At 69.6% G+C, this 23,111-nt stretch carries 19 protein-coding genes and 2 tRNA genes; 16 read left to right on the top strand and 5 right to left on the bottom strand.

Going from position 1 to position 23,111, the window contains the following annotated elements; all coding sequences use genetic code 11:
- The first annotated feature begins 76 nt into the window (after positions 1–76).
- The 4 genes from G6034_RS03365 to G6034_RS03350 all read left to right on the top strand — a co-directional run bounded on the left by G6034_RS03365 (position 77) and on the right by G6034_RS03350 (position 3,923).
- Positions 77–907 carry a formate/nitrite transporter family protein gene (locus G6034_RS03365; protein ID WP_176633697.1) on the top strand — a complete coding sequence of 277 codons (831 nt, stop codon included), beginning with the start codon at positions 77–79 and terminating at the stop codon, positions 905–907.
- A gap of 101 nt (positions 908–1,008) precedes the next feature.
- Positions 1,009–1,389: a DUF4282 domain-containing protein gene (locus tag G6034_RS03360; protein WP_176633696.1), complete on the top strand. Its 381-nt coding sequence runs from the start codon at positions 1,009–1,011 to the stop codon at positions 1,387–1,389.
- Between the two features lie 160 nt (positions 1,390–1,549).
- The gene (locus tag G6034_RS03355) at positions 1,550–2,326 is read left to right on the top strand and encodes a fumarylacetoacetate hydrolase family protein (protein WP_176633695.1); all 777 of its coding nucleotides are present in this window, start codon (positions 1,550–1,552) and stop codon (positions 2,324–2,326) included.
- A 151-nt stretch (positions 2,327–2,477) separates the two neighbouring features.
- Positions 2,478–3,923, top strand: coding sequence for an amino acid permease (locus G6034_RS03350; RefSeq protein ID WP_176633694.1), 1,446 nt, complete (start codon positions 2,478–2,480; stop codon positions 3,921–3,923).
- A gap of 42 nt (positions 3,924–3,965) precedes the next feature.
- Here the strand turns inward: G6034_RS03350 and G6034_RS03345 are convergent, their stop codons facing one another.
- Positions 3,966–5,363: a GAF domain-containing protein gene (locus G6034_RS03345; protein WP_176633693.1), complete on the bottom strand. Its 1,398-nt coding sequence runs from the start codon at positions 5,361–5,363 to the stop codon at positions 3,966–3,968.
- Between the two features lie 157 nt (positions 5,364–5,520).
- Between G6034_RS03345 and G6034_RS03340 the strand changes: the two genes are divergently transcribed.
- Complete coding sequence (locus G6034_RS03340; protein ID WP_176633692.1) at positions 5,521–7,311, top strand: NAD(P)/FAD-dependent oxidoreductase; 1,791 nt, start codon at positions 5,521–5,523, stop codon at positions 7,309–7,311.
- Positions 7,312–7,410: 99 nt separating this feature from the next.
- On the opposite strand, the gene G6034_RS03335 is transcribed toward G6034_RS03340, so the two are convergent.
- Positions 7,411–7,908 carry an SRPBCC family protein gene (locus G6034_RS03335; protein WP_176633691.1) on the bottom strand — a complete coding sequence of 166 codons (498 nt, stop codon included), beginning with the start codon at positions 7,906–7,908 and terminating at the stop codon, positions 7,411–7,413.
- Positions 7,905–8,261 carry an ArsR/SmtB family transcription factor gene (locus tag G6034_RS03330; protein ID WP_176633690.1) on the bottom strand — a complete coding sequence of 119 codons (357 nt, stop codon included), beginning with the start codon at positions 8,259–8,261 and terminating at the stop codon, positions 7,905–7,907. Before G6034_RS03330 ends, G6034_RS03335 begins: the two co-directional genes overlap by 4 nt.
- A gap of 105 nt (positions 8,262–8,366) precedes the next feature.
- On the opposite strand from G6034_RS03330, the gene gltX reads away from it, so the two are divergent.
- The 6 genes from gltX (at position 8,367) to G6034_RS03300 (ending at position 14,587) form a co-directional block, all read left to right on the top strand.
- Positions 8,367–9,866: a glutamate--tRNA ligase gene (gene gltX, locus G6034_RS03325; protein WP_176633689.1), complete on the top strand. Its 1,500-nt coding sequence runs from the start codon at positions 8,367–8,369 to the stop codon at positions 9,864–9,866.
- 7 nt (positions 9,867–9,873) lie between these two features.
- Positions 9,874–10,665: an HAD-IA family hydrolase gene (locus tag G6034_RS03320; RefSeq protein ID WP_176633688.1), complete on the top strand. Its 792-nt coding sequence runs from the start codon at positions 9,874–9,876 to the stop codon at positions 10,663–10,665.
- A 129-nt stretch (positions 10,666–10,794) separates the two neighbouring features.
- Positions 10,795–10,866, top strand: a tRNA-Gln gene (locus G6034_RS03315).
- 91 nt (positions 10,867–10,957) lie between these two features.
- Positions 10,958–11,030, top strand: a tRNA-Glu gene (locus G6034_RS03310).
- Between the two features lie 90 nt (positions 11,031–11,120).
- Positions 11,121–12,980, top strand: a complete 1,860-nt coding sequence (locus G6034_RS03305) for a dynamin family protein (protein ID WP_176633687.1) — start codon at positions 11,121–11,123, stop codon at positions 12,978–12,980.
- Positions 12,977–14,587, top strand: a complete 1,611-nt coding sequence (locus tag G6034_RS03300) for a GTPase (protein ID WP_176633686.1) — start codon at positions 12,977–12,979, stop codon at positions 14,585–14,587. The genes G6034_RS03305 and G6034_RS03300 overlap by 4 nt, the downstream gene beginning before the upstream one ends.
- A 182-nt stretch (positions 14,588–14,769) precedes the next feature.
- Here G6034_RS03300 and G6034_RS03295 read toward each other — a convergent pair whose 3' ends face one another.
- Both G6034_RS03295 and G6034_RS03290 read right to left on the bottom strand, forming a co-directional pair.
- On the bottom strand, positions 14,770–15,303 hold the full coding sequence (locus tag G6034_RS03295; RefSeq protein WP_176633685.1) for a DUF1697 domain-containing protein: 534 nt from the start codon (positions 15,301–15,303) through the stop codon (positions 14,770–14,772).
- 115 nt (positions 15,304–15,418) lie between these two features.
- Entirely contained in the window at positions 15,419–16,138 is a 720-nt protein-coding gene (locus G6034_RS03290; RefSeq protein WP_113718557.1) for an IclR family transcriptional regulator, read from the bottom strand.
- 245 nt (positions 16,139–16,383) lie between these two features.
- Between G6034_RS03290 and leuC the strand changes: the two genes are divergently transcribed.
- The 5 genes from leuC to G6034_RS03265 all read left to right on the top strand — a co-directional run bounded on the left by leuC (position 16,384) and on the right by G6034_RS03265 (position 23,034).
- Positions 16,384–17,805, top strand: coding sequence for a 3-isopropylmalate dehydratase large subunit (gene leuC / locus G6034_RS03285; RefSeq protein WP_176633851.1), 1,422 nt, complete (start codon positions 16,384–16,386; stop codon positions 17,803–17,805).
- Positions 17,806–17,817: 12 nt separating this feature from the next.
- The gene (gene leuD, locus G6034_RS03280; protein WP_176633684.1) at positions 17,818–18,417 is read left to right on the top strand and encodes a 3-isopropylmalate dehydratase small subunit; all 600 of its coding nucleotides are present in this window, start codon (positions 17,818–17,820) and stop codon (positions 18,415–18,417) included.
- A 293-nt stretch (positions 18,418–18,710) separates the two neighbouring features.
- Positions 18,711–19,115: a MarR family transcriptional regulator gene (locus tag G6034_RS03275; protein WP_218063510.1), complete on the top strand. Its 405-nt coding sequence runs from the start codon at positions 18,711–18,713 to the stop codon at positions 19,113–19,115.
- A complete protein-coding gene (locus tag G6034_RS03270) occupies positions 19,112–20,074 on the top strand; it encodes an ABC transporter transmembrane domain-containing protein (RefSeq protein WP_176633682.1) in 963 nt (320 codons plus the stop codon). Before G6034_RS03275 ends, G6034_RS03270 begins: the two co-directional genes overlap by 4 nt.
- Positions 19,975–23,034, top strand: coding sequence for an ABC transporter ATP-binding protein (locus G6034_RS03265; RefSeq protein WP_176633681.1), 3,060 nt, complete (start codon positions 19,975–19,977; stop codon positions 23,032–23,034). Before G6034_RS03270 ends, G6034_RS03265 begins: the two co-directional genes overlap by 100 nt.
- The last annotated feature ends 77 nt before the right edge of the window (positions 23,035–23,111 follow it).

The following is a 23,111-nucleotide window of genomic DNA, read 5'->3' as shown; positions in this document are numbered from 1 at the left end:
GAATGACGCACAGAAACACATCGATCGAAGTGTCGGCGCGCTCCAGGGCGGCGGACCCTGTTGGCGAGGAGGAGCCATGGACGACGAGGAACGCAGGCGCGAGCTTGGCAACAATGACGCCCCGGTGGAGGAGGAGCTGGAAACCACCTTTGACCGCATCGTGGAGGAAGGCGCCCAGCGGCTGCACAGGACGTGGGCCTCGGTCCTGGTGACGGGACTGTTTGGCGGCATTGAGGTTGGGCTGGGTGTCATGGCCTACCTGGCCGTCGAACATGAGACCGGCAGCCGGCTCCTGGCCGGGCTTGCCTTCAGCATCGGGTTCATCGCGCTGCTGCTGGCCAAGAGCGAGCTGTTCACGGAGGGGTTCCTGGTCCCCGTCGCCGCCGTCGCCGCCAAGGAGGCGCGCCCGGGCCAGCTGTTCAAGCTGTGGGGCGGCACCTTGGCGGCGAACCTCGTGGGAGGCTGGATCTTCATGTGGCTGGTCATGCAGGCCTTCCCCGAATGGCGGGACACAGTCATTGACGCCGCGGCGCACTATGCCATGGCGCCCTTGTCGGTGCAGACCGCGGCGCTGGCCATTTTGGGCGGAAGCACCATAACCCTCATGACCCGCATGCAGCACGGAACGGATTCCGTGCCGGCGAAGATCGCGGCTGCCGTCGGAGGGGGTTTCCTGCTCGCGGGCCTGCCGCTCTTTCACTCCGTGCTGGATTCGCTGTTGATTTTCGGGGCCATCCACGCCGGCGCCCCCTTTGGCTACCTGCAGTGGCTCGGCTGGTTCTGGTACACGGTGCTGCTCAACGTGGCCGGCGGGCTGGGGCTCGTGACGGTGCTGCGCCTGGTGCGCACCAAGGAGCTCATCAAGGAACGGCGCTCGGACGCGGAGGGCGGCGCCCGGGAGCGATAGGGCGGGCCCTTTCGCCACATGCCGGAAAGGACTTGCCCTGGAGCCGGCGCCGTGGTGGACTCGGACGGAGCAATGGGCTCATCACTTTAGAGGGGGAAAAATTGAAGGCACTCTTTGACCTGTCATTTACCAAATTCATCTCACCCAGCATTGCCAAGATCGTTTACGTCCTGATCATGGTGGTCATTGGCTTGACCTACCTGATTGCAGTCATCGCATCCTTCAGGGTCAATGCCGTCATCGGGCTGCTGGTCTTGATCATCGTCGGCCCGATCGTGGCACTGCTGTACCTGGTGCTGGCGAGGGTCGGGCTGGAATCGCTGATCGCGGCCATCCGCACCGCGGAGAACACGGCGGAGCTTGTGCGCCTCAGCGGTGGCGGCCGGCCGAATGCCGGTCCCGGGGCGCCGGCCAACTATCCGTACGCCCCGCAGTACCCGCCGGCGTCCCCGACTCCGCCCCCGGCCGCGCCCGGGTTCTAGGAACCGTTCGCCGACGGGCGGGGCCAGCCCCGGGGCCTGCCCCGCACCGGCCCCGCCCGCACTGGCCCGGCCCCGTGGCGCCCCTAACGATCGCCGATCGCCGTCGGGCCCCCTCACTGCCGTTGCCGGCAAACCAATCCTGGAAGCTAGACTCAACTCCATGAGAATCGCCCGTTTTGTAGTAGACAATGACCCGATGTACGGCGTGGTGGAGGGGGAGCCCGGCAGTGAAGTCGTCACTGTCATCAAGGGCGATCCGTTCTTCAACGGCGTGGAGCGGACCACCATCAAGTACCCGCTGGAGGACGTGCGCCTGGTGGCCCCGATCATCCCGCGCAGCAAGGTGGTGGGCGTTGGCCGCAACTTTGCCGAGCACGCACGCGAACTGGGCAACGAGGTCCCCGTCCACCCGCTGCTGTTCCTCAAGCCGAACACGTCCGTCGTCGGCCCCAACGAACCCGTTGTCATGCCGGAATTCTCGGAAGAAATCTCCTACGAGGCCGAGCTGTGCATCGTGATCGGGCGCATCTGCAAGGACGTGCCGGAGGAGCGCGCGGACGAGGTCATTTTCGGCTATACCTGCGGCAACGACCTCACCGCCCGCGACGTCCAGCAGACCGACGGCCAGTGGGCCCGCGCCAAGGGCTTCGACACGTCCGCCCCGCTGGGCCCGTGGATTGAAACCGAGCTGGACCCCGAGGACCTCCGCATCCAGGGCTGGCTGAACGGCGAGCTCCGCCAGGACGGCAACACCAACCAGATGGTCCGCGGCGTCCGCGAACTGGTCTCCATCGTCTCCCGCGCATTCACCCTCCTGCCCGGCGACGTCATCATGACCGGCACCCCCGCCGGCGTCGGCCTGGTCAAGGACGGCGACCGCTATGAGGTCGAGATCGAGGGGATCGGCCGCCTCTCCAACCCGGTGGTGCGCCGCTAAGGGGCTGCCCCACGCGGGCGGCTGTGCTCCACGCCACGGAAGCGGGTCCGGCGTCGTAGTAGTATTGACACGTCTTCTGCGCCCCCACCCGCCGCCAGTGCGTGATTTGGGGGCCTTTTGCAGGGCACAAGCCGATCTTAAGGACTTTCGCGTGTCACAAAACGCCACCGGCACAGCCACCGCTGCGCCCATTCCCGGATCCATTACCGGCGAGGGCTACCAGCGCACGCTGTCCCGGCGCCACGTGACCATGATCGCCATGGGCGGGGCCATCGGCGTCGGCCTGTTCATGGGTGCCGGAGGCCGGCTAGCGTCGACCGGCCCGGCGCTGATCTTCTCCTATGCAATCGCCGGCGCCATTGCCTACCTGCTCATGCGGGCCCTCGGGGAACTGGTCATGTACCGGCAGACTTCCGGCTCCTTTGTCTCCTACGCGGGGGAGCTGTTTGGCAGGAAGGGCGCGTACCTGTCCGGGTGGATGTATTTCATCAACTGGGCCATGACGGGCGTGGCCGAGCTGATCGCCATAGGCCTGTACTTCCAATATTTCTTCCCCGGCGTCCCGGTGGAGGCCAGCGCCCTGTGCGCCCTGGTGCTGCTGGTGGCGGTGAACCTGCTCAGCGTGAAGGCCTTTGGCGAGTTTGAGTTTTGGGCGTCCTGCCTGAAGGTCGCGGCCATTGTGATGTTCCTGGTGGTGGGCACGGTCATGGTGATCATGAACGCCCAAGTGGGGGGCCAGCATGCCACCGTTGGCAACCTTTTCCACGCCGACGGCGGCATGTTCCCCAAGGGCGGGCTCGTCATGATCCTGGTGCTGAACGCCGTCATCTTTGCCTACAACGCCATTGAACTCGTGGGCATCACGGCCGGCGAAATGGAGAACCCGGAGCGCGAGGTGCCCCGCGCCATCCGCGCCGTGGTGGTCCGCATCGTTGTCTTCTACGTCGGCTCGGTGACGCTGCTGGCGATGATCATGCCGTCCGGGAACTACAAGAACGGCGAGAGCCCGTTCGTCACGGTGTTCGCCTCGATGGGGCTGGACTGGGTGGGTTCGGTGATGAACTTTGTGGTCATCACTGCCGCGCTGTCCTCCTGCAATTCCGGCCTGTATTCGATTGGCAGGATCTTCCGCACCATGGCCAACAACGGCCATGCGCCGCAGTGGCTGACCAGGATGTCCTCCCGCCACGTGCCCTACGCCGCGATCCTGGCCATCGCCGCGGTCTACGTCGTGGGCGTGGGCGCCAACGTCCTGCTGGGCGGCTCGCACGCCTTCGACCTGGCGCTGAACACCGCCTCCATTGGCGTCATTTTCACGTGGGGCACCATTTTCGCCAGCCAGATCATGCTGCGGCGCAAAAAGGGCAAGGTGTCCTCGCTGCCCATGCCCGGCTCGCCGTGGACCAGCTGGGTGGGCCTGGCCGCGCTGCTGGCCATCACCGGGCTGATCGGCTTCGACACCATGACCGGGCCCGACGGGACGGTCTTCCACCTGGGCCTGTGGACACTCTGCGCCATCCCGGTCTTCGCCCTGCTGCTCTGGATCGGCTGGCAGTTCGTGAAGGACAACGAGCCCGCGAACGAGCTGTTCAGCTGAGCCCCTCGACTGCGCCGCACCTGCAGGAAGGGCCGTGAAAAGCTACAAAAGCGCGTTCTCGAGCCGCCGGGCCCGGGCCGAAAATACGGCCGCCCTCGGATCGCCGGCGCCGACCAGCCGCTCCAACGCCTCCACGGCAGCAGCGTCGCCGGCGCCCATGTCCGTTGCCAGCCAGCGGGTGAGCGCTGGCACGGAGGCGTCCGCGTGCAGGGCAGTCCGCACGGCGGCGTCGAGCTCCTCCCGCAACAGTTCCACGGCCACCGCCGACGACCGGCTCACCAGCGGCGCGCCGTACAGCGCCATCGCCGCCCGCACGTCCCCGCCGCGCAGCGCCGCCAGCACGCGGCCGGCGTCGACCACTTCGCGCACGTTCCCTGCCAGCCGGTACGGATTCGAAGCAATCACCGGCCCCAGCACACTCCGGAGCCGGTGCACCTCAATCCGCACGCTTGCCGCCGTCCCCGCTTCCCCGTAGAGCTCATACGCGAGTTCGTCGGCGCTCCACCCCTGATGCCGCGAGCACAGCAGGGCCAGGATTTCCGCCCGCCGCAGCGTCAGGGCAACCCGGCGGCCATCGGCCCACACCACCGACGGCTGTTCGCCCAAAAGCTCAATTGCCGCGATGCCGCCACCGGCCTCGGGAGGAACGACGCCGGAACCCGCGCCTTGCGCTGCCCGCGCATCGTGCGCCCCCAACGCGCCGCGCATCGCCGCCGCATCGGAACAGACCGGGCCTGCAGCGCCGGACCGTGCCCCGGCTCCGCTGGCGCGGCCCAGAATTTCCTCGGCCACGCGGACGGCGCACCGGACCATCCGCAGGGAATCCGGCGTCAGCGTGGTGAGCGGCCCCGAGACGTCCAGCACGCCCAGCAGTTCGCCGGTCAGCGGGTTGCGAATGGGGGCGGCGGTGCAGGCCCACTCGTGATGGGTGCGCACCAGGTGTTCAGCGGAAAACAACTGGCCCGGGGAACCGGTGCGCAACACCTCGCTGATCGCGTTGGTGCCGATGCCGGATTCGGACCAGTCCGCGCCCTCCACGAATTCCAACCTCTCGGCCAGCGTCAGCGCGTCCCGGCTGCCGATCCGCCACAGCACCTCGCCCAGCGCGTCGGTGACAATCACCAGCCGCCGGCCGTCCGGGGAATCGTCACCCAGCAGCTCCGCCAGGGCCGGGACGGCGTCAGCCAGGGGATGCTCCGCGCGCACCCCAACGACGTCGGCGGACTCGCGCACGTGCCGCGGGCTGTGTTGGTCCGGGCTGATCCCCAGGGCCAGGGACCGGTGCCAGGATTCCTGGATCCCCTCCGCGATTTCGGAACGGTGGCCGCCGGAAATGACATCCTCGTGCGCGTTGCGCAACAACCGGGAATAGTTCACGGGATCGGAAAAGCGCAACGACGAAGCCGCCGTCGTGCTTGGGGTGGACAACTGCTGGGACATGCATTCTTCCTGTGCCGGACAACGGAACGCCGGGACGGGGAGCGCGTGTAACGCCCGTGCAACCCCCGCGGGGCTTTACTTGTGAGATCAATCACGTTTCCACCAGCCTACGCCCCCCCCTGCAGCGGGGCGCGGGGAAGCACACAAGGGAGTGAACATGTCACGCACGCCGAACAACATCGTCTCGGATTGGCTGGCCAGCCTCAATGCGGCACTCGTTGCCAGGGACATTGGCGTGGCCACGGAGCTATTTGCGCCGGACAGCTACTGGCGGGACTTCGTCGCCTTCACCTGGAACCTGAAAACCCTCGAAGGCCGGGAGCAGATCGGCCAGATGCTCGCGGACCGGCTGGACCATGTGGCCCCCAGCGGCTGGGAACTGGCCGAGGACGCCACGGGCGACACGGACAGCGCCGAGGCCTGGATCCGCTTCGAGACCGGCGCCGCCACGGGCTACGGCCACCTCCGGCTGAAGAACGGGAAATGCTGGACGCTGCTGACCACCATGCAGGAGCTCAAGGGCTTCGAAGAGCGGAAGGGTCCCAGGCGCGAGAAGGGCGTGGCGCACCAGATCACCCAGGGCCGCAGGTCGTGGCTGGAGCGCAAGGAGGACAACGAGGCCCGGCTCGGATATGACGAACAGCCGTACTGCCTGATCATCGGCGGCGGGCAGGGCGGCATCGGCCTGGCCGCCCGCCTGCGCCGCCAAGGCGTGCCCACCATCGTGGTGGAGAAGAACGCCCGGGCCGGGGACTCCTGGCGCAACCGCTACAAGTCCCTCCACCTCCACGACCCGGTCTGGTATGACCACCTGCCGTACCTGGACTTTCCCGACGACTGGCCGGTCTTTGCCGCCAAGGACAAGATTGGCGACTGGCTGGAGCACTACACGGCCATCATGGAGCTGAACTACTGGTCCGGCACGGAGGCGGTGAAGGCGGCCTTCGACGAGGCCGCCGGCGAGTGGGTGGTGGAGGTCAGGCGCGACGGCGTTCCCGTCACCTTGCGCCCCAAGCAGCTCGTGTTCGCGCTGGGTGTCTCCGGCTACCCGAACGTTCCGCACTTCGACGGGGCCGACGCGTTCCTGGGCGAGCAGTACCACTCCTCCCGGCACCCGGGCGGCGGCGACTGGACCGGCAGGAAGGCCGTGGTCATCGGTTCCAACAACTCGGCCCATGACATCTGCGCCGACCTCTGGGAGCATGGGGCCGACGTCACCATGGTCCAGCGCTCCTCCACGCACATCTCCCGCAGCGAGTCGCTCATGGACCTGGGGCTGGGGGACCTGTACTCGGAAAAGGCGCTCGCCAACGGGGTCACCACGGAGAAGGCGGACCTGCTCTTTGCCTCCCTGCCCTACCGGATCCTGCCCGACGCCCAGAAGCCCGTCTACGCGGAAATGGCCACGCGGGACGCGGCGTTCTACAGCGACCTTGAGGCGGCCGGCTTCGACCTGGACTTCGGCGAGGACGGCTCCGGCCTGTTCGTGAAGTACCTGCGGCGCGGCTCCGGCTACTACATCGACGTGGGCGCTTCCCAGCTGATCATCGACGGCCGTGTCCGCCTGGCCGCCGGCCAGGTGGCCAAGATCACCGGCAACGCCGTGGTCATGGCGGACGGGACGGAACTGGAGGCGGACCTGATCGTGTACGCCACCGGCTACGGCTCGATGAACGGCTGGCTGTCCGACCTGGTCTCCCCCGAGGTGGCCGATGCCGTGGGCAAGTGCTGGGGCTACGGTTCGGACACCACGCGGGACCCGGGCCCGTGGGAGGGGGAGCTGCGCAACATGTGGAAGCCCACCAACGTGGCGAACCTCTGGATCCACGGCGGCAACCTGCACCAGAGCCGCCACTATTCCAAGTACCTGGCCCTGCAGCTGAAGGCCCGCATGGAAGGGCTGGACACCCCCGTCTACCAGCTCCAGGAGTCCCACCACCCGCGGTGACTCCCGGTCGCGGAGCCCCGGCGGTGAAAAATGCCGCCGCTCCCGCATTCTGCCGCAGGTATGGCGGCGGCATTTTGCGGGAGCGGCGGCATTGTTGGTTCAGGCGGCCGGCTGGCCGGCCAGGATCGCGTCGATCTGTCCCATGGCCTGGCCCATTCCCTCTTCCATGCCCATGTCCAGCATCTTCTGCATTTGTTCCTCGCTTTCGAAGGTGGACGCGATGGTCATCCGGGTGCGACCGCCCAAGTCCTCCAGCGTGGCGGCCATGCGGGCGGTGCCCATGTCCTCGACGGGGTTGCCGAAGTCGTCGGCGAATCCGTCGTCGAGCTCCAGGCGGCCCGGGGCGCCGATGGCGGTGAAGCGCCACCAGCCGCGGGCCCTGCTGCCGTCGGGCCCGGTCATGTAATACGTGGACTTGCCGCCGGGGCGGAAGTCGAATTCCTCAAAGGTGGCCGGCCAGGTGGGCGGCCCCCACCAGCGTTCCAGCTGGCGTGGATCCTCCCAGATCTGCCACACGCGCTCGACGCCGGCGTCGAACTCCGCGACGATGGTGAGGCTGAGCGCCTCGGGGTTTTTGGTGGAACTGATGACTGTCATGGTGCTTCCCTTCCCTGCGCCGTTCCTTCGGCCAGGATGTCCGCAATCCGCCCGGCCCGCTGCCGCCAGATCGCCTCATACTCCTCAAGCAGCCGCCGGGCCCTTTCCAGGCCGTCGCGGTTTGCGCGCACCAGCTGCTCCCTTCCGCGCCGTTCCTTGGTGACAAGGCAGGCACGTTCCAGCACGGCCACATGTTTCTGGACGGCCGCGAAACTCATGGCGTAGTGCCGCGCCAGGCCGGAGACGTTCAATCCGTCGCCGGTGACCCTCCGGACGATGTCCCGGCGGGTGGAATCGGCGAACGCGCGGAACACGCGGTCCAGCTCGGCCTCACGAAGCTCATCTACAACCATTTGGTTGTACGTTACGCAGGGGCCGGCGGCCTGTCAACCGTTCGGCCGGGGCCCATCCAGGCACCGGCCAGGACGGCCCCCCGGTGCGTCTAAACTTGAACCATCATGACTACTGCAGCCCAGATCCCCCCTGTCACCGCCGAAACCCCTGTCCGGGTGCGGTTTTGTCCCTCGCCCACCGGAACGCCGCACGTCGGGCTGATCCGCACCGCGCTGTTCAACTGGGCGTACGCGCGCCACACCGGCGGCAGGCTCATTTTCCGCATCGAGGACACCGACGCGAAGCGGGACAGCGAGGAGAGCTACCTGCAGCTGCTGGACGGGCTGAAGTGGCTGGGGATCGACTGGGACGAGGGAGTGGAAACGGGCGGCCCGCACGAACCTTACCGGCAGTCGCAACGTGGCGATATATACCAGGGTGTCATTGACAAGCTGGTGGCCGGCGGGCACGTCTACGAGTCGTATTCCACGCCGGAAGAGGTCGAGGCGCGCCACAAGGCGGCCGGCCGGGACGCCAAGCTTGGCTACGACAACTTTGACCGCGACCTCTCCCCGGAGCAGATTGCGGCGTTCAAGGAGGAGGGCCGGAAGCCTGCGCTGCGGCTGCGGATGCCGGATGCGGACATCACCTTCACGGACCTGGTCCGGGGCGAGATCACCTTCAAGGCAGGATCAGTCCCGGACTACGCCCTGGTCCGCCCCAACGGCGCACCGCTGTACACGCTGGTCAACCCCGTGGACGACGCCCTCATGGGTGTCACCCACGTGCTGCGCGGCGAGGACCTGCTCTCCTCCACGCCCCGCCAGATCGCCCTGTACCAGGCCCTTTACGCAGTGGGCGTGGCCAAGTACCAGCCGCTCTTCGGCCACCTGCCCTACGTCATGGGCGCCGGCAACAAGAAGCTCTCCAAGCGCGATCCCGAGGCCAGCCTGTTCCTGCACCGGGACCACGGCTTCATCCCCGAGGGCCTGCTGAACTACCTGTCCCTGCTCGGCTGGTCGCTCTCCGCCGACGAGGACATCTTTACCGTGGAGCAGCTCGTGGCCAGCTTCGACATCCACGACGTCCTGGGCAACCCGGCGCGCTTCGACATCAAGAAGGCCGAGGCCATCAACGGCACGCACGTGCGCATGCTGGAGGCCACGGACTTCCGCAACCGCCTGGTCCCGTACCTGCGGGCCGCCGGCGTGGTGGGGGATGTTTTGACCGAGCGCGAATCTGAGATTTTGACCGAGGCCGCCCCCCTGGTCCAGGAGCGCATCACCCTCCTGGGCGAGGCGCCTGAGATGTTGGCGTTCCTTTTCAAGCAGGACGACGCCGTTGACGTCGCCGACGATGCGCGCAAGGGTCTGCCCGACAACCTCACCGAGGTCCTCGACACCGCGCTGGCGGCGCTGGAACCCGTGGTTTCCTGGGACGCCGAGTCGATCCAGGCAGCGCTGAAGGCCGCCCTGGTGGAAGGCCTGGGCATCAAGCCGCGGCTGGCGTTTGGACCGGTGCGCACGGCCGTGTCCGGCCGCCGCATCTCCCCGCCCCTGTTTGAATCCATGGTCATCCTGGGCCGCGACTCCTCGCTGGCCCGCCTCAAGGCCTTCCGCGGCTGACCTGGCCGTGCACAGCACCCCTGTTCCGGGCGCCCCCGCGCCCCCGGTCAGGGGCGTCCTGTTTGACATTGACGACACCCTGGTGGACCTGCACGCGGCCATGAAGGACGCCATGATCGCCGCGGGCCGGCCCCTGCTGCCGAACTTCGGCCCGGGTGACTGGGATGGTTTCGCGGCCCTGTACATGGCCGACGCCGGGAGGTACTACGAGCGGTACGTGGCGGGCGAGTTCTCCTTTACGGAGCAGCGCGGGCTGCGGGCCCGGGCCGTGTTTGCCCACCTCGGCGTCCCCGGCTTCGACGCCGTGGCCGAGCAGGAGTGGATCGAGGACTTTGAACGTGCCCAGCCCCGCTCCATCAAGGCCTATCCGGACGTGGCGCCCACCCTCGACGCACTGGATGCCGCAGGCATTCCCTACGGCGCCGTCAGCAACAACGTCCACGACTACCAGCGCGCCAAGCTCGACCACGCGGGGCTGCAGCGCATCGGCATCCTGGTGGGCATTGACACCGTCAACGCGGCCAAGCCCGAGCCCAAGGTCTTCTGGGAAGGCTGCCGCCTGCTGGGCACCCTGCCGGGGGAAACGTTGTACGTGGGGGACAACTACCTGATCGACGGCGTGGGCTCCGCCGCGGCGGGGCTGCAGGCGGTCTGGCTGGACAGGAAAGGCACGGGCGCGCCGTCGGACGGCAGGGCGGACCCGGTGGTGGATCGCGTGGCTGGCCGGGTGGCGGACGGAGTGCGCGTGGTAGTGGGGCTGGACGCGCTCGCGGCGCTTGCGGCGCCCTCCGGCCAGTGATTCACCGCGCAGTCCCGCGGCGGCCCGCGGTTTTGGCGTCTGGCAAAGTCTCGGGTATAGTTTTATCCCGGCGCGAGGGCCGCTGAAGGACCGGGGAAACCCGCGGATTTCACGGCAGAACGCAGCCTTTGGGATATGGTGTAATTGGCAACACATCGGTTTCTGGTACCGACATTCTAGGTTCGAGTCCTGGTATCCCAGCGCTTGCAAAAGCTGCCATTTCGATTGGCATGCACGGCAAAATTCCGGTAATGTTTCTGGAGTTCGCCGAGCAATGAATCGAATGTATTAGGGCCCCATCGTATAGCGGCCTAGTACGCTGCCCTCTCACGGCGGTAACGCGGGTTCGAATCCCGCTGGGGTCACAAAAGCAAGGCCGGGAAGCTAAAGGCTTTCCGGCCTTTTGCATTCCCCCGCCCCGCCGCTCCCTGCATGTTCACGGGTTCCGTGCAGCAATGCCGCCCGCCCGGCACCGGAACTGGCATGATGAAGCAGTGAATCCAACAAATTCAGGCAATATCCCGGAAAGCGGCAATCCCGGGCGGGCGCAGGACGCCGCCCCTGCGCAGGACGCCGCCCCTGCCCAGGAAGCCGCGGTCGCGCTGTTGGACCAGGTGCGCGGCGAGCTGGCCTCGCTGGAACTCCCGTTCGAACTGCCCGGCGCCGCCGCCGCACGCCGGACCGCCGGCAACGCCCTGGGCCAGCTCGACGACTACATCCTGCCCCGCTACCGCAGCCTGGACGCCCCGCTGCTGGCCGTCGTGGGCGGGTCCACGGGCGCCGGGAAGTCCACGCTGGTGAACGCCCTGGCCGGCCACCCCGTCACACGCGCCGGCGCCATCCGCCCGACCACCCGCCAGCCCATCCTCCTCCACCATCCGCACGATGCCGCCTGGTTCACGTCCGCCCGCGTCCTGCCCACCCTGTCCCGCGTCCGCGGCGAACTGTCCGGCGCCGGCACCCCCGCCACCCGTGCCGGGGCCACGCCGGACGCGGCGGCCATGCAGTCCCTGGTGCTCGTCGCCGACCCTGCCGTCCCCGAGGGCGTGGCCCTGCTCGACGCCCCGGACGTCGACTCCGTCTCCGACGACAACCGCCAGCTTGCCGCCCAGCTGCTGGCCGCCGCCGACCTCTGGCTTTTCGTCACCACGGCCAACCGCTACGCCGACGCCGTGCCCTGGAAGCTGCTGGTCGACGCCGCCTCCCGCGACATCCTGGTGGCCGTGGTCCTGGACCGGGTGCCGCCCGGCGCGGAGGGCGAGGTCAGCGCGGACCTGCGCGCCATGCTCACCCGGGAGGGCCTCGCCGGCTCCACGCTCTTCGTGGTGCCCGAGGCGGCCCTGGACGCACTGGGCATGCTCCCGGCCGCCGGCACCGCGCCCATTTCGCTGTGGCTGCGGGAGCTCGCCGCGGACTCCGCGGGCCGCGCGGAAATCGCCCGCCGCACCCTCAACGGCACCGTGCGCTCCCTCTCCGGCAAGGTGGCCGGGCTCGCCGACGCCGCCAGGGACCAGGACGACGCCGGCCGGCAGTTGGCGGACGACGCCGCCGCCGCCTTCACCGACGCCCGGGCGCGCATTTCCAAGGCCACCAGCGACGGCTCCCTGCTGCGCGGGGAGGTGCTGGCCCGCTGGCAGGACTTCGTGGGCACGGGCGACTTCTTCCGGGCGCTGGAAAGCGGGATCGGCCGCGTCCGGGACCGGATCGGCGCCTTCTTCAAGGGACAGCCGCCGCCGGCCGTGAAGGTGGAGGCAGCCATCGAAACCGGGCTGCAGGCCGTCATCGTGGACCAGGCCGCGCGGGCCGCCGAGGATGCCGACCAGCGCTGGCGGGCCGATCCCGCCGGGCGCGCCCTGCTGGGCGCCGAGGACCTCTCCGGGACAACGCCGGACTTCCCGGCGCAGGTCGCCGCCGGGATCCGCGCCTGGCAGGGGGACGTGCTGGCCATGATCCGCACCGAGGGGGCGGCCAAGCGGTCGCAGGCCCGGTGGCTGTCCTTCGGGGTGAACGGCCTGGGCGTGGTCCTGATGATCGTCGTCTTTTCGCTGACTGGGGGACTGACGGGAGCCGAGATCGGCATTGCGGGGGGCACCGCCGTCGTCGGCCAAAAACTGCTGGAAGCCGTGTTTGGCGAGGATGCCGTGCGGCGCCTGGCCAACGAGGCCCGCCAGTCGCTGGAAAGGCGCTGCGCCGGCCTGCTGGAAGGCCAGGAGCGGCGCTTCCTGGAGCGGATCGGGCCGCTGCGGTGCGGCACGGCGGCGGACAGGCTTGACGGGCTGGCCGCGGGGCTGGCGAAACTGGGGGAGGGCGCATGAGCCGGCACCGCGACGCACGCACCGAATCGGCCCTGGCCCGCAGGCTCGACGCGCTGAACGAGGCGCGGGAGCTGGGCGAAGGCAGGCTCGACGACGCCGCGCTGCAGCAGGCGTACGGCGTCCTGGAACGGGCCACGTCCCGCCGCTCCCTGAGCGCGGACCACACCGTGGTGGGATTTTTCGGGGCCACCGGCAGCGGGAAGTCGTCGCTGTTCAACGCCGTGGCCGCCACGGACGCCGCCCGCATGGCCGTGCGCCGGCCCACCACGAGCGAGCCGCTGGCCATGGTGTGGCAGCCGGACGGAAGCGCGCCGCTGCTGGACTGGCTGGAGGTGGCGGAGCGCCGCGAAGGCGGGCCCGTGCCCTGCCTGAGGGACGACGGCGGCGGCCTGGTCCTGCTGGATCTCCCCGACTTCGACTCGGTGCAGCGTGCGAACCGCGAGACCGCCGAGCGCCTGGCCGGGCAGGTGGACGTGCTGGTGTGGGTGGTGGACCCACAAAAATACGCCGACGCCGCCATCCACAACGAGTTCATCCGGCCGTTTTCCGCCCACGCGGCCGTCACCCTGGTGGTGCTCAACCAGGTGGACCGGCTGGCCGCCTCCGAGGTGAAGCCGGTCCTGGAATCCCTGTCCTCGATCCTGGACCGCGACGGGCTGGGGAAGGTCTCCGTGCTGGCCGTATCCGCGGTGACGGGCGACGGAGTGGACGAGCTGCGCCGGCGCGTGGCCGCCGTCGTCAAGGCCAAGGCGGCGCAGTCGGCACGGCTGGCCGCCGACGTTGCCGTGGCCGCGGGGCACCTCGGGGCCGCGGCCGGCACGGGCCGTGCCGCCGGGATCCACCAGCAGGACCGCAAGGCGCTGGCTGCCGGGCTGGCGGACGCCGTGCACGTGGAGACCGTGGTGTCCGCCGTGCGCACGTCCTACCGGCTGGAGGCCGTGAAACGGACCGGCTGGCCGGTGACGCGGTGGATGGCCCGGTTCCGGAAGGACCCCCTGCGCCGGCTGGGCCTGCGCCGGGAAGGGGCGTCCGAGGTGAACCGGACGTCGCTGCCCCCCGCGGACGCGGCCGGGCAGGCCCGGCTGGATTCGGCGCTGCGCGACTTCGCCGACGCCGCAAGCGACGGCGCCGCCGGGCCCTGGCGCGCCTCCATCCGGGCGGCGGCGCGGAGCAACCGGGAAGCCCTGCCCGACGCGCTGGACCAGGCCGTCGCCTCCGCGGACCTGAAGGCGAACGCGCGCGCCTGGTGGTGGCCGGTGTTTTCGCTCATCCAGTGGCTGGCGCTGCTGGTGGCCGTGGGCGGGCTGGTGTGGCTGGGCGTGCTCGCCGCGCTGGGCTATTTCCAGCTGCCGGTGCCGCAGGCGCCGCGGGTGGAGGGCTGGCCGCTGCCCACGCTGATGGTTGCGGCCGGCGTGGTGGTGGGGTTATTCCTGGCCGTGACCTCGAGATTCCTTGCCGCGGCGGGCGCCCGGGGACGGGCCGCCGCGGCCCGGCGCCGGCTGCGGGAGGGCGTTGCCGGCGCGGCGGAGTCCCTCGTGCTGGAACCCACCGAGGCCGAACTCGCCCGCTACCGCAGGTTCCAGGAAGCCCTCGACGCCGCCCGGTGAGTGTCGCGACGGAACCAGCATTCCCTCGGCTGCCATCCGGCCTTACGGCCGCCATCCGGCCTTACGGCTGCCATCCGGCCTTACGGCTGCCATCCGGCCTTACGGCTGCCATCCGGCCTTACGGCTGCCATCCGGCCTTACGGCCTCCTTTACGCAGCCTGCGGAAACGCCGGCCCTGTCGCCTACGGCGACAGCGCGTCGCGGCACTTCAGGAGCGTGCGCAGGTTGCGGGTCGTCGTCGTGCTTTTGTATTTGGCCTTGGCGGAGAGCTTGCTGAACGGCGAGTCGAGCGTGCCCCCCGCCGGGGCCAGCCAGGCGAGCGCCTCGGGGGACAGCCTGGCCAGGTCGACGCCGGCCAGCGCGCCTCCCAGCGTTTGCAGCTCGTCAAGGATGGCGGGGTCGGAGGACAGCGTGACGTAGCTGTGCTGTTCCTTGTTGTCGGACGGGTAGGGGCAGGCGTCGATGATGGCGTTGAGCCGCGCCTGGTCCAGGACCACCACCCAGGCGTCGTAGCCGAAGTCTTCGCGCAGGCAGGCCTCCACCAGCGACTTTAGTTCCCCAGCCGTGGCCTTCGCGGCGCACACAAAGTTGCCGGAGGCGAGCAGCGTCTTGACACCGGTGACGGGCAGCGCCTCGAGGGCCGCGCGGAGATCGGCCATCTTGATGTTGATGCCGCCCACGTTGATGCCGCGCAGGAACACCGCGTAGTTCGTCATGGCAAGACCCTACCCGCCCCGCGTCCCAACTGTGACGCACTTGTTGCTGAAAATCGCCGCGGAATCAACAACAAGTGCGCCACAGATGAAAACACGGGGGATCCCAGCCGCCAGGCTACTCCGCCGTCTTGCGCAGGGCCTCGGTCAGGATGCGGGATGCGTTGCAGACCACCTCCGCGTGCAGGCGCCCGGGCTGGCGGGTGAGCCGCTCAATGGGCCCGGAGATGGAGACGGCGGCAATCACGCGGCCGGACGGGCCGCGCACCGGCGCCGAGACCGAGGCGACCCCGGGCTCGCGTTCGCCCAGACTCTGGCCCCAGCCCCGGCGTCGGACGCCCGCCAGGACGGTGGGGGTGAAGCGGGCGTTGTGCAACCCCTCCAGCAGGCGCTCGTGGTCCTCCCAGGCCAGCAGGACCTGCGCGGCGGAGCCGGCCTTCATGGTGAGCTGGGTGCCCACGGGGATGGTGTCGCGCAGGCCGATCGGGCGCTCCGCGGAGGCCACGCACACGCGGGAGTCGCCCTGGCGCCGGAAGATCTGCGCGCTCTCGCCGGTGGAGTCGCGCAGCTGAAGCAGCACGGGGCCGGCCGCGGCAATCAGCCGGTCCTCGCCGGCCGCGGAGGCCAGCTCCACGAGGCGGCTGCCGAGCACAAAGCGGCCCTGCATGTCCCGGCTGACCAGCCGGTGATGCACCAGGGCAAGGGCCAGCCGGTGCACCGTGGGGCGGGCCAATCCGGTGGCGGCAACCAGCTGCGCCAGGGTGGTGGGGCCGGCCTCCAGTGCATCAAGCACGAGGGCCGCTTTATCGATGACGCCAACGCCACTAGAATTGTCCATGTAATGATATTGACGTCTCAGCATGTGAGATGCAAATCGGCGGGCTGGCATCTGTGCCAACAACGCTGGGACAGTGGAATCATACAAACCACCGAGCACCGTCCGCGCCCCCCACTTCCATGGGCGCGGGCGGGTTCAATTGATGAAGGGAGCTGGCCGTGACCGAGGCAACCACACCCGACGCACAAGGCCCAGCACAGGCGCCCACGGTATCCGCGACGGCGCCGCGGCGGGCCGCGAAGACGCTGGCCGAAAAAGTTTGGCGCGACCACGTGGTCAAGCAGGGCGAGGGCAATGGCGACGCCGCACAGCCGGACCTCCTCTACATCGACCTCCACCTCATCCATGAGGTCACCTCCCCGCAGGCGTTTGAAGGGCTGCGCCTGGCCGGGCGGCCGCTGCGCCGCCCGGACCTGACCATCGCCACCGAGGACCACAACACGCCCACGCTGGCCATCGACAAGCCCATCGCGGACCTGACCAGCCGCACCCAGATCCAGACGCTGCGCAACAATTGCAAGGAATTCGGCGTCCGGCTGCACTCCCTGGGCGACGCCGAACAGGGGATCGTCCACGTGGTGGGCCCCCAGCTGGGCCTGACCCAGCCCGGCATGACAGTGGTCTGCGGCGATTCGCACACCTCCACCCACGGGGCCGTCGGCGCGCTCGCGTTCGGCATCGGCACCTCCGAGGTGGAGCACGTCATGGCCACCCAGACCCTGCCGCTGAAGCCGTTCCGGACCATGGCCGTCAACGTCGAGGGCACGCTGCGCCCCGGCGTGAGCTCCAAGGACATCATCCTGGCGGTCATCGCCAAGATCGGCACCGGCGGCGGCCAGGGCTACGTCCTGGAATACCGCGGCTCCGCCATCCGCGCCCTGTCCATGGACGCCCGCATGACCATCTGCAACATGTCCATCGAGGCGGGCGCCCGGGCCGGCATGATCGCCCCCGACGAGACCACCTTTGAATTCCTCAAGGGCCGCCCGCACGCCCCGGTCGGCGCCGAGTGGGACGCCGCCGTGGCGTACTGGAAGTCGCTGGCCACCGAGGACGACGCCGAGTTTGACGCCGAGGTGTCCCTGGACGCCAACACGCTGGAACCCTTTGTCACCTGGGGCACCAACCCGGGGCAGGGCGTTTCCCTGAACGACGCCGTTCCCTCGCCCGAGTCCTTCGGCGACGAAAACGCCAAGGCCGCCGCCGAGCGCGCACTGGCCTACATGGACCTGGAGGCCGGGACGCCCATGAAGGACATCCGCGTCGACACCGTGTTCCTGGGCTCCTGCACCAACTCCCGCATCGAGGACCTGCGCGCCGCAGCGGACATCATCCGCGGCCGCGAAAAGGACCCGAACATCCGCATGCTGGTGGTGCCGGGCTCCGCCCGCGTCCGCCTCGAGGCCGAGGCCGAGGGGCTGGACCAGGTCTTCCTGGACTTCGGCGCCGAGTGGCGCTTTGCCGGCTGCTCCATGTGCCTGGGCATGAACCCGGACCAGCTGGAACCGGGCGAGCGCTGCGCGTCGACATCCAACCGCAACTTTGAGGGCCGGCAGGGCAAGGGCGGGCGCACCCACCTGGTCTCGCCCGTGGTCGCGGCGGCGACGGCCGTGCGCGGAACCCTCAGCTCGCCGTCGGACCTCGAACCAGCCAGCACCGTAGCGTAAGGAGCTCACACCATGGAAAAGTTCTCCACCCACACCGGCATCGGTGTTCCGCTGCGCCAGAGCAACGTCGACACCGACCAGATCATCCCCGCGGTCTACCTGAAGCGCATCACCCGCACCGGCTTTGAGGACGCCCTCTTCGCCAGCTGGCGCAAGAACCCGGAGTTCATCCTCAACCAGGAGCCCTTCAACGCCGGCTCCGTGCTGGTGGCCGGCGCGGACTTCGGCACCGGCTCCTCCCGCGAGCACGCCGTCTGGGCGCTGAAGGACTACGGCTTCAAGGCCGTGCTGTCCTCCCGCTTCGCGGACATCTTCCGCGGCAACTCCGGCAAGCAGGGGCTGGTCGCCGCGGAATTGGCCCAGGATGACATCGAGCTGATCTGGAAGGTCCTGGAAAACGCCCCGGGCACCGAAGTCACGGTGGACCTGCAATCCAAGATGGTCACCGCCGGAACCGTGGCGGCGCCGTTCCAGATCGACGACTACACCCGCTGGCGCCTGCTCGAGGGCCTGGACGACATCGGCCTGACGCTGCGGGACGAGCCGGCCATCACCGCCTTCGAGGCCACCCGCCCGTCCTTCAAGCCGACCACGCTGCCCGCCAAGAGCTAGATTTTGCCGTCGGGGGCTGAAAACGGCGGCCGGAGGCGGATTCGGTGGTGCTGCTCCCGTGGGCTGACTGGTGGCCGGCTCGCATTACCTGCACCGTCGAACGGGCCGGGGCGTCGAAGCCGTGCCGTGCGGGACCGCGCGCCACGGCCCCGCCCCCCGCTTCCCGGCAAATTCACAGCCAAAAAAATGGTTCGATGCCCGAACAATGTATCTACGCTGGATGGGTGGCGGAAACGCGGGAATGCAAAGCCGGCCCGGATCCCGCAGTCGCGGCAGTCCGGGCAATGGTGCGTGTGTCGCGTCTTTTGGAACGCTCCCTCGAGGAGCTGAGCCTGCCGCACTACCGGGTCCTGGCGGCAGTGTCCGCCGGCGAGGAGATTGCCTCCCGCGTGGCCGCCCGGCTGGCCCTGGGCCGTCCCGCCGTCAGTGCCGCGGTCGCGGCACTTGCCGATCGCGGCTTCCTGGTCCGCGTCGACGTTGCGGGGGACCAGCGCGCGGCCGGCCTGCAACTGACCGAAGAAGGCTGGGCGGCACTCGCGCGCGCCGACGCCGCCATGGCCGCCCAACTGCGCGAAATTGCCGCAGCGACCGGCGAACCGGAACACCTCATGGACGCGATGGGCCTGCTCAACGACGCCGTCAGCCTCGTGTACGCCGAACGCAGGAGGGCGCAGGCCCGCGGGGTGGCGACGCCGTGACCCAGGTGAGGGACCGCGGAACGCAGGGGGACGGCGTCGAACACCAGGACAGGGTCCGGCAAACGCCGGGCCGGACGGCCGCGCCGGGCTGGATCCGCCGGCTCTGGGGCTACCTGCTCCGGCACAAGCTGGACATGGCGCTGGCGGTATCCGCGGCCGTGGCGGGCAGCGCCTGCCAGACGGTGGTGCCGCTGGTGACCCGGCAGATCGTGGACAACGTGATCATCACGCGGAGCTCGCCGCTGCTGCCGTGGCTGGTGCTGCTGCTCGCGCTCGCGGCGGCGACGTTCGGCTTCTCCTACCTCCGCCGGTACCGGGGCGGCCGCGTGGCCCTGAACGTGCAGTACGACCTCCGCAACGACATGCAGTCGCACCTCCAGTCGATGGACGCCGCCCACCTGGACACCATGCCCACCGGCCAGCTCGTGGCCCGCGCCAACTCGGACACCGCACTGGTCCAGGGCCTGCTCGCGTTCCTGCCGATGATGAGCGGGAACGTGCTGATGCTGCTGCTGTCCATGGCGGTCATGCTGTACCTTTCGCCCCTGCTGGCCATCATCAGCCTGGTCATGGCGCCGGCGCTGCTGGCGGTTTCCTACCGGATGCGCTGGCGGATCTTCCCGGCCACCTGGGACGCCCAGCAGCGCGAGGGCGAGGTTGCGCAGATCGTCGACGAGGCCGTCAACGGGGTCCGCGTGGTCAAGGCCTTCGGCCAGGAGCAGCATGAGATCGGCCGCATGGAGCGGGCCGCCGGCACCCTTTACGGCTCCCAGATGCGGGCCACCCGGCTGCAGGCCCGCTACCAGCCGCTGCTGCAGGCCGTCCCGTCGCTGGGGCAGGTGGCCGTGCTGGCGGCTTCATGGTCCTGCACCACCAGATCACGCTGGGCACGTTCCTGGCGTTTTCCACCTATGTGGCCCAGCTCATGGCGCCCGCCCGCCAGCTCGCCGGTCTGCTGACCATCGGCCAGCAGGCGCGTGCCGGCGTGGAGCGGATCTTCCAGCTCCTGGACCTCAAGCCGGCCATCACCGACGCGCCGTCCGCGGTCCCCGTGCCGGACCTGCGCGGCGCCATTGAGTTCCGCGACGTGCGCTTCACGTACGACGCCGGCTCCCGCCCCGTGCTGGACGGCGTCACCTTAAGCGTGGCGCCGGGTGAACGGGTGGCCCTGGTGGGTGCCAGCGGCAGCGGAAAGTCGACCGCGACGCTGCTGGTCCCGCGCTTTTACGACCCGGCCGCCGGGCAGGTGCTGGTGGACGGGCATGACGTCCGCGGGCTGACGCTGCACTCGCTGCGCCGCCGGATCGGCACCGTCTTTGAGGAAAGCTTCCTCTTCTCCGACACCGTCCGCGCCAACATCGCCTTTGGGCGCCCCGACGCCACCGACGCGCAAATCGAGGCCGCGGCCCGCATCTGCCAGGCGCATGAGTTCATCCGGGCCCTGCCCGCCGGCTACGACACCATGGTCGGCGAGCGCGGGCTGGTCCTCTCGGGCGGGCAGCGCCAGCGCATCGCGCTGGCCCGCGCCCTGGTGTCAGGGCCGCGGATCCTGATCCTCGACGACGCCACGAGCGCCGTCGATTCCCGCACCGAGGAGGCCATCCACGCCGGCCTGCGGGAATCCACGGCGGGCATGACGGTGCTCCTGGTGGCGCACCGGCTCTCCTCCCTGCACCTGGCCGACCGCATCGTGGTGTTCGACGGCGGCCGCATCGCCGCGGCCGGCACGCACGACGAACTGCAAAAGTCCAGCGCGCTGTACCGCACGCTGCTGACCGGCCTGGCCGAGCGTGAGACGGAAGCGCACGGCGACCCGGCCGGCGTCGTGCCCGAAAAGCGCGGCGTCACGGCGGCGGCCTGGGGCGCCCACCGGGCGAAGGAACTGTCCGGCGCCGGACCCGCGATTGGTGCCCCGAGCCTGGGCGGCGGCCTGGGGCGCGGCGGGGGCGGCGGCTGGCGGCGGAGCCTGGCACCCACGCCCGAGCTGCTGGCGCGCGTGGCGGCGCTGCGCCCGGTCAGGGACGCCGCCGCGGTGGACCTGGCGCGGGAAACCCGGCCGGATCCGCGGTTCAGCCTGTGGCGGCTCATGGGCGAGTTCCGCCGGCCGCTGCTGCTGGGCCTGCTGCTGGTGGTGCTCGACGCCGTCGCCTCCCTGGTGGGGCCCGTCCTGGTGCGCACCGGGATCGACCAGGGCGTCAGCCGGGGCTCGGTGGCGGTCCTGCTGGCGGCGTCGGGCGTCTACCTGGTGGCGACCCTGGCGGACCTGTTCATTGAAATTGGCGAGACGTTCATCACCGGCCGCACGGCCCAGCGGATCATGCTCTCGCTCCGGCTGCGGATCTGGGCGCAGCTGCAGCGGCTCTCGCTGGATTACTACGAGCGGGAGATGGCGGGGCGGATCATGACCCGGATGACCACCGACGTGGACCAGTTTGAGTCGCTGATCCAGAACGGGCTGCTCTCGGCGCTGGTGGCCTTCGTGACGTTTGCCGGGGTGGGCACGGCGCTGGTCATCTTCAACGCCGAACTGGCCCTGTGCGTGTTTGCCGTGGTGGTCCCGCTGACCGCCGCCACCGTCATCTTCCGGCGCCGTGCGGGCAGGCTGTACGACCAGTCGCGGGAGCGCATCGCCGTGGTGAACGCCGACTTCCAGGAAAGCCTGTCCGGCGTGCGGGAATCGCAGGCGTTCGTCCACGAGGACGCAACCGGAACGCGGTTCCGGGCGCTGGGACGGCGGTACCTTTCCTCGAGGGTGGCGGCACAGCGGCTCGTGGCGGTGTACTTCCCGTTCGTGGCGTTCCTCTCCGCCGTGGCCGACGCGATTGTGCTTGGCGTGGGATCGCACATGGTGGTGGCCGGGGCGCTGACCACCGGCGCCCTGATCGCGTTCCTGCTGTACATCACCATGTTCTTTTCACCCATCCAGCAGCTCTCGCAGGTGTTTGACGCCTGGCAGCAGACGCGGGTGTCGGTGCTGCGGATCGCCGAGCTGATGCAGCTGGAGACGCTGACGCCCAACGACCCGGAACCCGTGGGCGTGCGACCCGCGGGCGTGCGACCGGCGGGCGCGCGGCCCGCGGGCGTGCGGGGTCCGGGCGAATCCGTGGACATCGCCGGAGAGCTGTCCCTGGACGGCGTCCACTTCAGCTACCCCGCCCCGCCGGCGCGCGCCGGCGCGGAGCTGCGCGGGCCCGCCGATCCCCGCACCCTCCGCCCGGACTATGCCCGGTACCTCAAGCCGCCGGAGGCGATCCGCGGCATGGACCTGCGGATTGCTCCGGGCGAAACCGTGGCCCTGGTCGGGGAGACCGGGGCCGGGAAGTCCACGGTGATGAAGCTGCTGCTGCGCTTTTACGATCCCCAGGCCGGCAACGTGTGCGTCGACGGCACCGCACTTCGCCGGCTGGACCTGGCAGGCTACCGGCACCGCCTCGGCTACGTGCCGCAGGAGGCGTTCCTGTTCACGGGCACAGTACGGGACAACATCGCCTATGGCCGCCCGGAGGCCGGCGACGAGGCGGTGGAGGCGGCCGCACGTGCGGTGGGCGCCCATGACTTCATCGCCGGCCTCGACGGCGGCTACCGGCACGAGCTTGCCGAACGCGGGCGCTCGCTGTCCGCCGGACAGCGCCAGCTCATCGCCCTGGCCCGCGCCGAACTGGTGGACCCCGCGATCCTGCTGCTGGACGAGGCGACCTCCAACCTGGACCTGGCCACGGAAGCGAAAGTCACCGCGGCCATGCACCGGCTGGCCCAGGGCCGCACCACGGTGGTCATCGCGCACCGGCTGCAGACGGCGCGGGCGGCGGACAGGATCGTGGTGCTGGCCCACGGCCGGATCGCCGAGACGGGCACCCACGACGAACTGCTGGCCCGCCGGGGCGCCTACGCGGCCATGTGGGAAGCCTTCGAACACTGAAACCCGGCCCCCGACCGGCCCCGGATGACGATATGGATAATTGATCCCGATTTATCGACCTCAAATGTCCATCGCGT

It is taken from the genome of Arthrobacter wenxiniae, from assembly GCF_013376105.1.
GTDB lineage: Bacteria > Actinomycetota > Actinomycetes > Actinomycetales > Micrococcaceae > Specibacter > Specibacter wenxiniae.
Note: the sequence above shows the minus strand (reverse complement) of the source record. Positions and strands in the feature narration are given on the sequence as shown.

Bases quoted from the DNA above. Each gene is read 5' to 3' on its own strand.
- G6034_RS03365 (WP_176633697.1), top strand. From the start codon at position 77: ATGGACGACGAGGAACGCAGGCGCGAGCTTGGCAACAATGACGCCCCG.
- G6034_RS03355 (WP_176633695.1), top strand. From the start codon at position 1,550: ATGAGAATCGCCCGTTTTGTAGTAGACAATGACCCGATGTACGGCGTG.
- G6034_RS03345 (WP_176633693.1), bottom strand. From the start codon at position 5,363: ATGTCCCAGCAGTTGTCCACCCCAAGCACGACGGCGGCTTCGTCGTTG.
- G6034_RS03340 (WP_176633692.1), top strand. From the start codon at position 5,521: ATGTCACGCACGCCGAACAACATCGTCTCGGATTGGCTGGCCAGCCTC.
- G6034_RS03335 (WP_176633691.1), bottom strand. From the start codon at position 7,908: ATGACAGTCATCAGTTCCACCAAAAACCCCGAGGCGCTCAGCCTCACC.
- G6034_RS03330 (WP_176633690.1), bottom strand. From the start codon at position 8,261: ATGGTTGTAGATGAGCTTCGTGAGGCCGAGCTGGACCGCGTGTTCCGC.
- gltX (WP_176633689.1), top strand. From the start codon at position 8,367: ATGACTACTGCAGCCCAGATCCCCCCTGTCACCGCCGAAACCCCTGTC.
- G6034_RS03305 (WP_176633687.1), top strand. From the start codon at position 11,121: ATGCCGCCCGCCCGGCACCGGAACTGGCATGATGAAGCAGTGAATCCA.
- G6034_RS03300 (WP_176633686.1), top strand. From the start codon at position 12,977: ATGAGCCGGCACCGCGACGCACGCACCGAATCGGCCCTGGCCCGCAGG.
- G6034_RS03295 (WP_176633685.1), bottom strand. From the start codon at position 15,303: ATGACGAACTACGCGGTGTTCCTGCGCGGCATCAACGTGGGCGGCATC.
- G6034_RS03290 (WP_113718557.1), bottom strand. From the start codon at position 16,138: ATGGACAATTCTAGTGGCGTTGGCGTCATCGATAAAGCGGCCCTCGTG.
- leuD (WP_176633684.1), top strand. From the start codon at position 17,818: ATGGAAAAGTTCTCCACCCACACCGGCATCGGTGTTCCGCTGCGCCAG.
- G6034_RS03265 (WP_176633681.1), top strand. From the start codon at position 19,975: ATGGTCCTGCACCACCAGATCACGCTGGGCACGTTCCTGGCGTTTTCC.